We start from the raw sequence: 14,601 nt of genomic DNA on the forward strand, positions 1-14,601 counted from the left end.
TAAAGTCCCGTAGGGACGATGATCTTATAGCCCCGGATTTCAATCCGGGGTTTGAAAAAAACATGTTGAATCCGGATTTCAATCCGGGGATTTGAAAATAAAATTGAAATGTCATTCAAAATTTTAATAGGGGTTGACGATTTTAACGAAGAACAAATCGACAGAATCCGTCGTTCTGTCAATGTTTTAGGAACAATTGAAATCATTAGTCAGGGGGCGACACCTGTAGAATATATTTTAGCATTGAAGTCTGCAGATATTTGTATCGGTTGGCCAAAGCCGGAATGGATAAAAAATTCAAGGCTTGGATTTTTACAGATTGGTAGTAGCGGATGGGATAATTATCAGAATCTTGGTCTGGAAACAAAAGAAAATTTTGCATTGTGTACAGGTAAAGGTTTATATACCATCGGTGTTGCTGAACATGCGATTGCAATGATGTTTGCATTGGTTCGTCGAATACCGGTGCATGTACATGATAAAGATCATAAAGAGTTCCGGAGACATTTGCCGTATGCAAGCGAGATTGAGGGAGCAACTGCATGCATCATCGGAATGGGTGAAATAGGAAAAGCAATACAAAAACGCTGTGAGGGACTTGGAATGAAATCGATTGCTGTTGTCAGGTCTATAAATAATGCAGACAAGAATTCAGCTACAAGGTATTTTGATTTTGAACGCCTCCATGAAGCGATCACAGATGCTGATCATATTTTTTTGACAATTCCTGCCAGTCCCGGAAATGCCGGGCATTTCAGTGATGCATTTTTCAGTGCATGCAAATCGTCTGCATACTTTTATAATATTTCCAGAGGATCAAATGTCGATGAAGAAGCATTGTTGAATGCATTGACAAAAAACAAAATTGCGGGAGCAGGGCTCGATGTTACAAATATTGAGCCTTTACCAAAAGATAGCAGGCTTTGGGAGCTGGGTGACAATGTACTGATCACCGGACATAGCGCGGGATTAACCAATGGATTTGCAGAAAGATTCTGCCAGCTCACAATCAATAATCTCAACAACTATTTCAATAAACAGCCCCTCATCAACAGGGTGATCTAAATGATATAACGGATGCGGATAAGCGGAATTACAACAAGAATCGTAAGACAATCGTCAGACCTTTGGTACGCGCCAAACCCAATACCTCCGGGCTATACACCGTATTTTGATTTTCCGTTGACAACCATTCACACAACGGAAGGTGTTGAAGGTTATACAATGGATTATGGACCATTAGGTCAGGGGAGGCCATCTGCTCATGCAGTACATGATATTTATTATCACGACCTGGTGGGAAAAAATCCGCTGCATCATGAAGCCATCTGGCAGGAGTTCAGGAAAAAACAACGGCATCTTTATAATTTCCGTGAAGCTATCTGGGGAAATCTTGATGTTGCATTATGGGATATCAAAGGGAAAGTTGCTGGAATGTCGATTGCAACATTACTCGGCAAAGTGCGTGACAAAATTCCGACTTACAGCAGTTGTCCACCACAAACCGTTCTGACTATTGATGATGTTGCTGAACAGATCCTGAAAAAAATCAACCAGGGATTTCGTGGGGTGAAACTGCAATTGTCTGGCGGTTCAAAAATTGATATTCCAAAACTGAAGAAAGCAAGGGAAGTTGCTGGCGACGATTTTCCATTAATGCTGGATTCTTCCGCTGTTCTCAGTTTTGAAGACGCCTTAAAAATCGGTTATGCGTTGGATGAATTGAAATACGAATGGTTTGAAGAGCCGTTTCCTGATGCACATATTCTTCAATTGAAAAAATTATCACAGGCCGTTAGAACACCTGTCCTTGCTGCGGAAACGGTTGGCGTTTTTGAACTACCACACTATATGACCGATGGCGCGATCGATATCATCCGCGGCGATGTACATCACAAAAGTGGAATTACCGGTGTGATGAAGGCGATAGCCATGTGTGAATTGATGGGTTACGAATTTGAAATTCATACTGCTGCAGCACCTTTACTCGATATTGCCAATCTTCATGTAGGCTGTGCAACACGCCTGACGCGTTTTATGGAATCACATCATCCCATGTTCAGGTTTGGTTTAAAAAACAATCCCCTGGAGATTGATGCGGAGGGATACCAGCATTGTCCGACCGGTCCCGGGCTGGGAGTGGAGATCGACTGGGATTGGATGGATGATCATACAGTGAAAATGATTAAAGATCAGCAGGAATAGCATCCTGATTTTGGTGTGGTCCGGAAATAAAGTTATTGTTTCTTGCGAGTCCTGGATCTTATTTTTTGCCCGGAATAACTTTCCTGATTTCAGAGGCAAGCTTCAGCTGCCTTGAAAAAGATCGCCGTAATCCCCGTTTTACTAGTTCTCCTCTATTTATTTTCCTTTTCAAAATGCAGAAAGGAAGAACCGGTTCAGCAATTGCCGCCGGAAACAACCTATGGAGCAATGGCTTTTGGATGTAAGGTAAATGGTGAAATTTTTGTTCCAAGGGATAGTTGGGGAGAGATTGTGTTATATGCACAATATATTTACTTGGACGATAATCATGGTAAAGGTTGGTTCCTGAATATTTCCGCTGTTGACAATAAAGCAACGGTTCTGACGTCCATGAGCATCGGAACCGACAGTCTGTGGCTGGATCAGGATAGCACATATCCATTTAAAATTGAAAAGGGCTTTCCAATTGGCGAATTTCGAAATTATCCTAATGGATCTTTAAATGAATTTATAGTCCGAAATGCAGATAGCGGACAACTATTTATCACAAAACATGATGTTTCAAGGAGAATTTTAGCTGGTCGATTCTGGTTTGATGCCACCAATGAATATGGTAAAAAAGTGCAGATCAGAGAAGGCCGGTTCGATGTTGTTTATTAAATTGTCTTCCCAAAAATTACCATGGAAGTGAATAAACACCATTATTCCAGAATCCTCCTCTTCAATGTATCCTTTTTTCCAACAAGTCCTTTATACACCAACGAATCTTCTGACATTGTTTCTACAGCCATGATCAACTTCTGCTTTTCCAGAACATTAAGTTCATCTACGGGATAGAAATAAGTCCTGATCGTAAAAAGAAATGCATTGATCTCCGGGAAGCCGATGAGGTTTTGCTTCTCCGTCCTGATAAAAAGCGGACTGTGCTGACCTACTTTTCTGCCATGCCATAGGGCTGCTGACATGCCGTGCGGTACAATTGGATGATGATTCAATCTGTCGTCCGTTGAAATCCCCCAGGCAAACCTGAAGAACGGCCCCTTCGTTACAACCGACTGTAACATTTTTTGTACATGCGGCCGTTGCTTTTCCATGCCGGGTACGGGTTCGTGAACAGCGTCAAACCCGCGACCGATCTTATCTTCAGCCGCCCAGTGATTAGGAGCACAGATGTGCAGTGCAATCATTTTATTTTCATCTCCGGTCAATTGCCATATAGCAAAATCTTCCTGGAGCTGAGAGCACAAAGCATCTAAGACACTCACGTATTTATCACCGCGAATTTTATCAGATGATGTATCCCATTGAATAATTTCATTGGTGATCAGGTTGTAAATTCCTTTAGAACCCGAATTTTCAAACGCTTCAAACGAATCAGGATTTTCGCTGATCATTTTTGAAAGTATAAATTCAGTAACCGGAGTCAATGTTTCTTTTGAAACAGGAAAATCAGGATGGTATTTTTTCAGATTTTCCCTTCTGCATACTTCTTTGTTGGTTATATATCTCTTGTAATTGTGATCGATATGAAAGAAAATGTTATACGGCGCCTGATCCGTTCTGCTGAAAGGAAATAAACCCGGTGCAACACTGTATTGTCCATTCAGAAAAGGCAGGTATTTCATCAATTTCCGTTTCCATCAACAATGATTTTCGTTACCAGCCGATTCCATAGTCTTCACCATGATTACTCGAACCACCCCAGAAACTACCGTGTTTCCAGTCGAAATAAATAGCATTGATTGGTCCGGAAGTACGGTCTTCAAAAGTCAGTTTGTATCCCATTTTACGGAGTTCTTTCCTGATCCAATCAGGGGTGGCAGACTGCAACAATAATGATCCTGGTTTTGGTTTGCGATCGTTACCGCCAAGGGATAACCGAAGCTGGTCGGTGTTGATATTTGGTGCTTCAACAGCTTCCTGTACATTCATTCCGAATTCAACCATATTCAGGAAAAACTGCAACAGGTTCTGATCCTGTGTATCTCCGCCCTGAACAGCAAATGACAAATAAGGTTTGCCATCTTTCATTGCCATCGTTGGCGTTAATGTAACCCTGGGTTGTTTACCTGGCTCAACGACATTAAAGGGGTTTTCAGATGAATCCAATACAAAACTCTGCATACGCTGGCTCATTCCGATTCCTGTTCTTCCGGCAATAGTAGCCGGCAACCAGCCGCCGCTGGGCGTTATCGACACCACCCAACCTTCTTTATCAGCAGCTTCAACAGAAGTTGTTCCCAGGCGAAGCTGTTCTCTCCATTCATCACTTAAAGGCGTAACCGAAGCGACACCCCATTTGCTCAGGTAGTTGGAGTATGGATTTGTTTTCCCTTCGAAGGGATAAGGATCGCCGGGTCCGGCTTTTTCATCATTGGCTTCCGGATTGATTTGTTTTGCTCTCTCTTTGGCATATTCTTTTGATAGCAATCCCTTCATCGGTTCTTCCGGAGAAAATGCCGGATCTCCATAATAAAAATCGCGATCAGCAAAACTGAGTTGCATGGCCTGTGCAACAGTGTTGATATACCTCGCACTGTTATAACCCATCGATTTCAGATCAAAATTTTCAAGAATATTCAGCGCCTGCAACATCATCGGCCCCTGTGTCCACTGCGAAAGTTTGTACACATCAATTCCTTTATAATTTACTTTCAATGGCTCTTCAGTCTTCACTTTCCATTTTGCAAGATCTTCTTCTGTGAACAGACCTCCCTGTTCTCTAGCGCCTCTAACGATTTCTTTCGCAATATCTCCCTTATAGAAACGATCCATCGCAGCATAAATAGCGTCTTTCCTGCTTTTTCCTTTTTTCAATGCCTGTTGTTCTGCCTCTACCATTTTAGAAAGCGTTTGTAACAAATCAAGCTGTTTGAAAATCTCACCTGCTTCTGGTGCTTCTCTTTTTTCACCGGGATGTGTAAGAAAAACTGCTTTTGAATACGGCCATTCTTTGATCCTTGCTTTTCCTCTTTCAATCGCATTTGCTGTCTGCGCTTCAATCGGATATCCTTCTGCCAGCTGCATTGCAGGCGCAAGGACTTCTTTCAGACTCTTTGTTCCAAACTCAGCAAGCATATAGCAAAGTCCGCCTGGTGTGCCCGGGGTAACGGCTGCCAGTGGTCCATATTCAGGAGGATAGTTGAGCCCTTTTCCTTTGAAAAATGCTGGAGTCGCACCAGTAGGCGCCACTCCGAGTGCATTAATACCAATAACTTTTCCTGTCTTCGGATTGTAAATCAGTGCCTGGGTTTCACCTCCCCAACTTAGTACATCCCACATGGTGCAGGTAGCAGCGAGCATCGCACAGGCCGCATCGACTGCATTACCTCCCTGGTTAAAAATCGTAGCACCTGCTGTTGCAGCAAGAGGCTTACCGGTGATCGCCATCCAGTGTTTTCCATGCAATACTGGCTTCTGTGTCGGTTGCGAATGAACAGTGAGCATCGCAGCAGAAAAACAAAACAGGAGAAACAGATTTCTAATCTTCATGCAAAGTTCTATTGTAAAAAAGTTGAATAAATGCAGTGTGTACTAACTGCAATTTAAAAGAAAAAAACTCCCGTTCCTCGTGAAAAATACTGAGAAACGGGAGTTGCAAATGTCGAACTTCGCCAGATGTCCGATACTTGCAAGTATCGGACATCTGGGGGTTTTCAGAGTTTCATTACTTTTCTGACTATTTTGTCTCTGCCCTGGATGACATGTATATAATAAACTCCTTTCGGATAATTGTCACCGAGATAAAAATTAGTACCAGGCACTATGCCGGATTTTGACTCAATTACTTTTCCCTGGAAATCCACCACCTGCAGGTTCATTTTTTCAGAAGTGTTTCCGGTAAGCCGGATATTGAAGTTTGTAATTGCAGGATTAGGCGTAACCTTCATATCAAACCCGCCAGTTTCAGGATTAATCCGGAATGATGGATTTTCAACATATCCGTTCACCTGGCTTTGTGTTAAAGATGAAGACATTGTTCTCGCAGAGGAAGCATCATTGATAACAGAAAAATTAATCGTGATCGGCGTTTGTGCCACACCGTTAATATAGGTGGTTGATTTGAGCGTATAACTTCCTACGACAATTGTCCAGTTATTATAGTCGCCATTATTATCCCCGAATAATGCATACGGAGCCACAGATTCAGAACTGCTGTAGCTCTGTTTTCCACTGAGAACAAACTCAACTTTAGTTATTGATGCGCCACCTGAAGCATTCAACCTCACATTTACCGAAGAAGAAGGTATGGATGCAAGATTGATTACTGTCCCGTTATTGAGAGTGAACAGGTCGTTATCCTCTGCTGCATTAACCAATGTAAGACCTGCGGCAGGTTGAGTGTTTCCTCCATTATCTGGATTCACTGTTACATTAACCACATCAGATGCGCTTTTTGCATTATCATTATCCGTGACGATCAAACTGAATGAATAAGTACCTTCTTTTAATTTACTGATCGTTGGAGCTGCAACGGTTTTACTACTGAAAGTAGCAGTACTGGGTCCGCTCACCTGCGTCCAGGTATAAGCTGATATTGTTCCATCAGCATCGGTACCTGTACCATTTAATACCGTTGAGTTTGCAGGGAGTGTTATTGTTTTGTCAGCACCTGCATTTGCTTTTGGTGCAGCATTGGAAGGTGTTTCTCCTGTCCCTTCACTCACAATTTCAATTCCTGAAACTTTTGCATTATCCTTTACCGATGTAAACTGAATATTCAAAGTACCATCTGTTACTGTGATACCAGGGAATTCTTTTACGATCATTGTATTTTGCCCACCCTCGGCAAAAATATCATAGTTGGACAATGTCCCTTTACCGTTTTCTATATTCACATTGAACAATCGGTTATCAGCTGAAGTGAAGAATATTTCAGCAAAATGTAGTTTTACCGTGTATGAACCGGAAGATACCGGTATCGCATAACTGAAATTTCCATAACGCTCCGTTTGATATACCGCATCGCTGTTCGTTCCATTTATGGCACTTCCTGTCGAATAGCCAGATCCGCCACTGAAATTTCTGTCAGCAACCCAGGCCTGGCTTCCATAAGTAACCGCATTTCCACCGCTATTGATGTACAGGCTGAAAGCCGGTGCCGATCCCGGATCGGTGACAGTCGCAGTAAATGCATCCTGCACATATGCACCTGCAGCGTCAGTGGCGCGGATGGTAATGGTTGAACTACCCACCGCATTGGGAACATATCGGACTGTTACTGTTGTTCCGGAAACCGAAACTCCGGATACCACTGCGGTATTCGTATTTCCGGTAACGCTGTATGTCAGATTGGAAGCCCCTCCATCATCATTAAAAACTCCGGATAGCGGCACCATACTTGATACCGTATTTTTTGTTACAGAAACATTCGCTATTTCATTGCTGATATAAGGACTTTGATTTCCGGTTTCAGCAACGGTATATACTTCCTGTGTATTTACTTCATTTCCATTCACCATCCCATTGACGATATAAATTTTTCCATTATAAGCAACACCACCGGGTCCATTTCTGCCCTGCAACGTGTTGGCCAGAGAGCGCCATGCGCCGGTATTGGGATTGAAAACCTGTACTTCTCTGTGGTATCCGTTCGTTCCGCTTTCACCACAAATAACATAGAGTTCGTTATTGAGAGCAACAGTGGCAGTACCGGCACGGGTTGTAGGAATATTTGATGAAGATGGGAGAGTGGTCCAGCTTTGGCTTGCAAAATTATATACGTCCACAGTCGGCTCTGTTGGTTCGTAAGTACTGGTTGGATAGTTAGATCTTCTGCCTGCGGCAACATACATTTTACCGTTGATTACCTGGGCCTGAAAATGGTCACGTGCATGCGGCGCATCTCCCAATGTTGTCCATGCATTTGTTGCAGGATTAAATTCATCGAGATAACTAACCCAACCACTCATGTGGCCAACTTTGGCACCTCCTACGATATATATTTTGTTATTATAAGCAACTGCACCTGCAGCACCGCGTCTTCTTGCTGAAGGAATCTGGTTGGCAAGTACAGACCAGCTGTTAGAAGAGATATCATATATGTAAATATCACCTACAGGTGTTTCATCCGGAAATCCACCCGTAAAAGCGCAAATGACATATATCTTTCCATTGTAGTATACACCCTGGAAATGGTGAATTTCCCTGTTGTTTGGAAAGTTGGCTTTCTGTGTCCATTTATTTGTTGCGGGATCATACATATAGGTGCCTGGATTTCCTCGGCCACCTAAAAGGAAAAATTTACCATTTGCCTCGACATAACTGCATTCATGTCTTGCGGTCGGATTACTACCGTCAGAAGTATATACATATTCCCAGTTTCCGATTGCAGCCTTCATTCTGCTGCTAAACCCGAAGTATAGGCTATATGGGTCAACATGATTTTTTGATGAAGCTGCTGAAGGAATAAGATAGATCAGGAAAAATACAAAAGAGAGTAAAATTGAATCATAGTTTATTACCTGGCGTTGGATCCGGACGCTACCGGATACGGTTAAACGGTTCATGAATATTGATTTATTAGAAGTGAATGTTTGCTGGTCAACAGATATGTTTCAATGGCTACGGATTCACACATCACCAATATGCATTGTGTATGTGTTTGCAATTATCAAACCTCACGACAGAAAGAATTACCCGAATGCATCTGAAACCCATTTTTATTTACGTTTTCATTTCTATCATTCAAGTCACATACTTGATTGTGAATGATTTTCGATTTGAGTTTATAGTGTTTTCAAAGACATTGAAATATATATTCCTGGTAAAAATGAAATAAAAAAAATGTGGAATTTCATCTCAGGTTGTAGACTCCAGTATACTCAAACTGATTATTTAAAAAACTATATTCGCCTGTACGATACCGTTAGTTAAATATGCGTGACAATTAGCATCCGAATGATATTCGGACATAGAGCAGTTTTCACCAGCAAATGACCGGAACCGCGATAATATCAATTAAATTTCTCTAAGGAATGGAAACGGGGAAAAACATCAGCCTGAAACAGATGATGGAGAGGTTTGCACTGGAACTGCTGAATGCACAGCATACCGGGTTTACCAGGTTAGCGGGATAGTCAATCATTAAAAAAGCAGTTCAGCAGAACTGTGGTTAATTCGCAAATTGACTTTCCATTTCATCAGTTACGCATAAACCATACCAACTTTGGCTGACTATTATTTTTCTGAGTCGTAATAAAATTCTTTACTAAAAAAATCCTGGCTGACAACCTTCAGGAAATGAATAACCAGAGCGGATGGTCTGAACTTATCAGTAGTATTGTCCACCAATATCCACATTTTTCAGAGTTTAAACGGGACCGACTAACTCGCGTCCATCATTACAGTCTTCTCTTGCCGATGTGCCTTATTTAAAAAATTAGATAGCTTCAGCAAAAATCTTTCCGGTGAAATATATTTTTTTCTTCTTCGGTTGCTGCATGACTTTCCTGCTTTTTGCCTGTGTTTCTGATGTGAAAAAACCAGGTGGAGATGTGATTAATCGTCAGCAGGGAACATATGGATACGATAAGAATTTTCTCATCCAGCGCGGGAAAAAACTGGTGGAGCTTTCTTCTGGTGATGGAGAATCACGTGTGTTGATTTCTCCCGAATACCAGGGACGGGTATTCACAAGTACTGCAACAGGTGATACAGGTTTGAGTTTTGGCTGGCTGAATTATAAACTTTTGGAAAGCGCCGGAAAAAGTAATCAATTTAACCCCGTGGGAGGTGAAGAACGTTTCTGGATGGGGCCCGAAGGTGGACAATATTCGATCTATTTCAAAAACAATGACTCGTTTATTTTTCGCAATTGGCGGGTGCCATCGTTCATTGATATTGATCCATACGAAGTTCTGTCAAAAGATAGCTTTTCTGTTACCGTATTTAAGCATGCGGAATTTAAGAATTACTCCGGAGAAAATTTCAGCATCGACATAACGCGGAAGGTTCAGCTACTGGAGACAAAAGATATCAATAGGTTGTTACATTCAGATATTTCTTCGGATGTAAAATCGGTTGCCTACACAACAGTAAACACTATTGCAAATGTTGGTAGAAACGATTGGGGGAGCGATAGAGGGTTGCTGTCAGTGTGGCTTCTCGGGATGTTTACTCCTTCACCGGAAACTTTTGTAATGATTCCGTTCCGATCCGGCGCGGGGTCCAGGGCTTCGATTACTGATGACTATTTTGGCAGCATTCCTGGTAATCGGCTGTTCGTCTCAGATAGTTCGTTGGTTTTTTTATGTGATGGAAAATTCAGATCGAAAATTGGTGTGAGTCCGGTCGTTGCAAAAAATATCGCTGCCGCATTTGATTTTAAAAATTTAGTATTGACAGTCGTTATACCCGAAGTGAATCATGACGCGCCTTATGTAAATAGTAAATGGGAAATGCAGAAGGAGCCTTACAGCGGAGATGCGGTTAATGCATACAATGATGGTCCGCTGGGCGATGGTTCACAAATGGGACCATTCTTCGAGATCGAATCTTCTTCTCCAGCACTAAATCTGAAACAAAATCAGTCAGCATCTTATACGCAGACTACATGTCATTTCCAGGGAAACTATGAAAGTCTTCGACAATTATCCATCAAATTGACCGGAATCGATCCGGGTTCAATACAATCGGATCCGCGATTTCGATCATCTGCGCAATAGACCAGGAGATGTAGTGGTACCGGAATTTTTGGGAGGAATAAACATTGAAAAACTGTTGCTTAAAGGTTCATTTCTATTGAATGAATGAATTGAAATGTCTGAGGGCAGGATAAATTTTATCGCATCGATTTTTTCAAGAAACTCCGATGCAGAAAAAATTCCGTCTGCAATACTTTTTTCAACATCATATTTTGATTCCGGCGGATAATAGGCGATCAATGGTTGAAATGAAACTTTTACTGGATCGAATATTGCAATTGGTTTGGATGGATCAATAGCAGCATAAAAATCTCCCAGCTCTTTCCTTGTCAGATCAGGGAAGCACGTACCTGTTACGAGCAATCCGGACCCCGGATTTTGTTTGAAAAATTCATTTACCACCGGAAGGTATTCCAACGTATTTTCTTTTTTCACAACAATACTTGGGTAATAGGAAAAGATCCTGTTCTTCTGAATTTTGTCGCAAACAATAAAAACCTTTTCGCAAATTTCACTGAGGAGATCGAATACAAAATACAACTGTGGCTTACCGTGATGCCTGAGCCAGGCGGCATCTTCTGAAAACGGCTCGTTGGATACTCCCGTTAATACCAGGCCGAATGTTCTTGCTTTTTCTGTCATTTAGGTTTGGGTTGAATTCACAGATCGCAATCGGCTCTGGTAATTTACAAAATCTTTCAGTTCAGGAAATAAAAAACAGCAAAAATCAGACTTAGGCTGATGAAAACTAATAGCAAACAAATCATCTTTGAATGGGCCTGCTGAGGTTCAATACTTTGTAATACATTTAAACTCCATAGAAAAATATGCCAATGAGAAAAGTATTCTGCGTTCTGTTTTGTTTCCGTGTCCTTCTATCATCAGCACAAACCAAAACCGAAACTTACCCGGAAGATCCGGCATCGGTAGTGCATGCTGATGTACCGAAAGGAGAGGTGTTGAAATTCACATTTGATTCCTCAAAGTTTTTCCCCGGGACTACCCGGGAATATTGGGTATATATCCCGGCACAATACAAAGCAGATCAACCTGCATGCGTGTACGTAAACCAGGACGGCATTCAATGGAATGCGCCTGTCGTCATGGACAACCTTATTCACAGGAAGGAAATGCCGGTTACTATTGGCGTTTTTGTGATGCATGGAAAGGTTAAGGCAGTAAACGGAACTGCATTAGATCGTTTCAACAGAAGCTATGAATATGATGGGTTGGGTGATAACTATGCGCGTTTTCTTCTTGAAGAATTACTTCCGGAAGTGGAAAAGAAAAAGGCTACAGACGGCAGGGCAATACGCCTTTCAAAAAACGGCAATGATCGGGCGATTGGCGGATCCAGCAGTGGTGCTGTCTGCGCCTTTACGGCCGCCTGGGAGCGTCCGGATGCGTTCTCGAGAGTGTTTAGCGCTATTGGTACCTATGTTGGATTGCGCGGAGCAGATCGGTATCCCACACTTATCAGGAAAACAGAACCGAAACCTATTCGTGTTTTTTTACAGGATGGAACAAACGATTTAAATATATACGCCGGGGATTGGTGGAAGGCAAATGAAATGATGGAAAGAGCACTTGTATTTGCAGGTTATGAAGTCAATCATGTTTGGGGAGAGGGCGCCCATAACGGTGCACATGGAAAAGCGGTTTTCCCGGATGCGATGCGTTGGTTATGGAAAGACTGGCCAAGGCCGGTTCAGAAAGGAAAATCACAAAATGCTTTTCTGCAACAGGTTATTTTAGAAAATGAAGGCTGGGAGCTGGTAGGCGAGGGATACGGTTTCACAGAAGGAACAATCGCAGATAAGAATGGTGTTTTTTTCTTCCAGGATATACCCGCATCAAAAACCTATAAAGTGATTGAAAATGGGCAACCGGTTGTAATCAATTCAGCTTCGGACAAATCCAGCGGAACTGCATTTGCACCTGATGGTTCACGCGTAGAAACAGCAGGAGGTACAAAACAAGTCATCAGGTATACAACAGACGGCAAACGGGTGATCGTTTCCGATAGTCTTTCCGGAAATGATATTGCAATTGCTGTGAATGGTAATATGTACATCACTTCACCGGATGGTATTCAGAATCCCGGGAGGTTATTTCTGATAAAACCTGGTGGTACTAAAATCGAAGTTGATAAAGGATTGAGATTTCCAAACGGACTCACACTTTCGCCGGATCAGACTCAATTATATGTCACAGAATCAGCTTCACACTGGGTTTGGGTATACAGCATCCTTCCGGATGGAACGCTTGCAAACAAGCAGAAGTATGGTTGGTTACATGTAGCAGATGCAGATGAAAATGCATGGTCTGATGGACTTAAATGCGATACTGCCGGACGGGTATGGGTTACTACACGAACAGGAGTACAGATTATGGACCAGACCGGAAGAGTTAATGCGATTCTGCCATTTCCATGGAAGACGCCGTCCAATCTTTGCTTCGGAGGAAAGGACAGGAATATCCTGTATGTTACCTGTGTTGATAAAGTTTATCGTCGCAAATTCAACACTAAAGGAAGTGATCTGTTTTCCAATCCTACCAAACCACAGCCGCCGCGATTATAACCTGTCAGATGACCAGAAACGGAAATGAATATGATGTGATTATTATTGGTGCAGGTTCTATGGGAACATCCGCCTGTTATCAACTTGCAAAAAGAGGAATTCGCGTCCTCGGCCTTGAACAATTCGATCGCGTTCACGAATTCGGTTCGCATACCGGTCAGAGCAGGATCATCAGGAAAGCATACTACGAACATGCTGATTATGTTCCGCTGCTCAGGCGATCCTATGAGCTATGGAAAGAACTGGAACTAGCTACCAGGACAAAACTCTATTATAAAACTGGCATCCTGTATTTTGGGGATCAGGATGACCCTGTGTTGAAAGGTGTCAAATATGCCGCAGACTCTTACGATGTCGTCATTGATACCAATCCACTGACCGAAACAAAAGGATTTGATCACATAGGAAATATTCCTCCAGGAATGCATTCTATCTTCGAACCTGATGCTGGATTTGTATTGCCGGAAGAAACGATCCGGCAATATTCAAAATCTGCGCAGGAATATGGCGCAGTTATACGTTACCGTGAGCCTGTCGTATCCTGGTCTGAAGGAAATTCAGGATTTGAAGTCAAAACAAATTCGCAAACTTTTTCCTGCCAGAAGCTTGTATTCACGGCAGGAAGTTGGACGTCAAAACTGATTCGGAAATACATCCCCGACTTAAAGGTTACAGAACAATTGCTTACCTGGTTCTTCCCGCAGGATCAGCAAACCTTTGATATCAGTAGAATGCCTTGCTGGTTTATCAGTGATAAAAAATTCGGATTATTATATGGCTTTCCCGGTTTTACTGATCAGCAGGGCAATTTTTCGGGCGTTAAAATGGCAAGACACCTCCCCGGTGAAATTGTTGATCCCGATAAAAGATCGTTTACAACAAATCATGCCGAAATGGAATTGATCAGACAATTCGTTTCAGCTTATTTCCCAAAACTCAGAGACGCGGTTGTTCACACAAAAAACTGCCTGTACACAAATAGTCCCGACGAAAATTTTATAATCGATTTTCTACCTGAAGCAAATAATAATATCCTTATCGCTTGCGGTTTTAGTGGACATGGATTCAAATTTGTTCCGGTGATCGGAGAAATCATAGCAGATATGATAGAAAAAAAGTCAACCGATTTGCCGGTTGACTTTTTAAGTTTAAAACGATTTGTTTAAGCG

Annotated in this window: 10 protein-coding genes; 6 read left to right on the plus strand and 4 right to left on the minus strand. The window is 42.1% G+C overall.

Annotated features, from left to right (window positions below):
* Positions 1 to 108: 108 nt before the first annotated feature.
* From P2W82_RS02285 to P2W82_RS02295, 3 genes are all read left to right on the plus strand, one after another.
* Positions 109 to 1,065 (plus strand): D-2-hydroxyacid dehydrogenase, encoded by a 957-nt coding sequence (locus tag P2W82_RS02285; protein ID WP_336514214.1) that lies wholly within the window; start codon positions 109 to 111, stop codon positions 1,063 to 1,065.
* A gap of 12 nt (positions 1,066 to 1,077) precedes the next feature.
* Positions 1,078 to 2,205 (plus strand): mandelate racemase/muconate lactonizing enzyme family protein, encoded by a 1,128-nt coding sequence (locus P2W82_RS02290; protein ID WP_336514215.1) that lies wholly within the window; start codon positions 1,078 to 1,080, stop codon positions 2,203 to 2,205.
* A 111-nt stretch (positions 2,206 to 2,316) separates the two neighbouring features.
* Entirely contained in the window at positions 2,317 to 2,865 is a 549-nt protein-coding gene (locus P2W82_RS02295; RefSeq protein ID WP_336514216.1) for a Riean_0653 family protein, read from the plus strand.
* Positions 2,866 to 2,906: 41 nt separating this feature from the next.
* On the opposite strand, the gene P2W82_RS02300 is transcribed toward P2W82_RS02295, so the two are convergent.
* The 3 genes from P2W82_RS02300 to P2W82_RS02310 all read right to left on the minus strand — a co-directional run bounded on the left by P2W82_RS02300 (position 2,907) and on the right by P2W82_RS02310 (position 8,714).
* A complete protein-coding gene (locus P2W82_RS02300) occupies positions 2,907 to 3,830 on the minus strand; it encodes a heme-dependent oxidative N-demethylase subunit alpha family protein (protein ID WP_336514217.1) in 924 nt (307 codons plus the stop codon).
* Positions 3,831 to 3,861: 31 nt separating this feature from the next.
* Positions 3,862 to 5,697 carry a gamma-glutamyltransferase family protein gene (locus P2W82_RS02305; RefSeq protein WP_336514218.1) on the minus strand — a complete coding sequence of 612 codons (1,836 nt, stop codon included), beginning with the start codon at positions 5,695 to 5,697 and terminating at the stop codon, positions 3,862 to 3,864.
* A gap of 164 nt (positions 5,698 to 5,861) precedes the next feature.
* Positions 5,862 to 8,714, minus strand: coding sequence for a Kelch repeat-containing protein (locus tag P2W82_RS02310; RefSeq protein WP_336514219.1), 2,853 nt, complete (start codon positions 8,712 to 8,714; stop codon positions 5,862 to 5,864).
* Between the two features lie 900 nt (positions 8,715 to 9,614).
* On the opposite strand from P2W82_RS02310, the gene P2W82_RS02315 reads away from it, so the two are divergent.
* On the plus strand, positions 9,615 to 10,871 hold the full coding sequence (locus tag P2W82_RS02315; protein WP_336514220.1) for a DUF6786 family protein: 1,257 nt from the start codon (positions 9,615 to 9,617) through the stop codon (positions 10,869 to 10,871).
* On the opposite strand, the gene P2W82_RS02320 is transcribed toward P2W82_RS02315, so the two are convergent.
* A complete protein-coding gene (locus tag P2W82_RS02320; protein ID WP_336514221.1) occupies positions 10,857 to 11,492 on the minus strand; it encodes a glycosyltransferase family protein in 636 nt (211 codons plus the stop codon). The genes P2W82_RS02315 and P2W82_RS02320 overlap by 15 nt on opposite strands.
* Positions 11,493 to 11,683: 191 nt before the next feature.
* On the opposite strand from P2W82_RS02320, the gene P2W82_RS02325 reads away from it, so the two are divergent.
* On the plus strand, positions 11,684 to 13,432 hold the full coding sequence (locus P2W82_RS02325) for an SMP-30/gluconolactonase/LRE family protein (protein WP_336514222.1): 1,749 nt from the start codon (positions 11,684 to 11,686) through the stop codon (positions 13,430 to 13,432).
* An 8-nt stretch (positions 13,433 to 13,440) separates the two neighbouring features.
* The gene (solA, locus tag P2W82_RS02330) at positions 13,441 to 14,598 is read left to right on the plus strand and encodes an N-methyl-L-tryptophan oxidase (protein WP_336514223.1); all 1,158 of its coding nucleotides are present in this window, start codon (positions 13,441 to 13,443) and stop codon (positions 14,596 to 14,598) included.
* Positions 14,599 to 14,601 lie beyond the last annotated feature (3 nt).

The organism is Pollutibacter soli, from assembly GCA_029269725.1.
GTDB lineage: Bacteria > Bacteroidota > Bacteroidia > Chitinophagales > Chitinophagaceae > Pollutibacter > Pollutibacter soli.

What these genes read in the sequence shown, in the direction of transcription:
- P2W82_RS02285 (WP_336514214.1), top strand. Translation starts at nt 109, where the DNA reads ATGTCATTCAAAATTTTAATAGGGGTTGACGATTTTAACGAAGAACAA.
- P2W82_RS02310 (WP_336514219.1), bottom strand. Translation starts at nt 8,714, where the DNA reads ATGAACCGTTTAACCGTATCCGGTAGCGTCCGGATCCAACGCCAGGTA.
- P2W82_RS02305 (WP_336514218.1), bottom strand. Translation starts at nt 5,697, where the DNA reads ATGAAGATTAGAAATCTGTTTCTCCTGTTTTGTTTTTCTGCTGCGATG.
- solA (WP_336514223.1), top strand. Translation starts at nt 13,441, where the DNA reads ATGACCAGAAACGGAAATGAATATGATGTGATTATTATTGGTGCAGGT.
- P2W82_RS02290 (WP_336514215.1), top strand. Translation starts at nt 1,078, where the DNA reads ATGCGGATAAGCGGAATTACAACAAGAATCGTAAGACAATCGTCAGAC.
- P2W82_RS02325 (WP_336514222.1), top strand. Translation starts at nt 11,684, where the DNA reads ATGAGAAAAGTATTCTGCGTTCTGTTTTGTTTCCGTGTCCTTCTATCA.
- P2W82_RS02320 (WP_336514221.1), bottom strand. Translation starts at nt 11,492, where the DNA reads ATGACAGAAAAAGCAAGAACATTCGGCCTGGTATTAACGGGAGTATCC.
- P2W82_RS02300 (WP_336514217.1), bottom strand. Translation starts at nt 3,830, where the DNA reads ATGAAATACCTGCCTTTTCTGAATGGACAATACAGTGTTGCACCGGGT.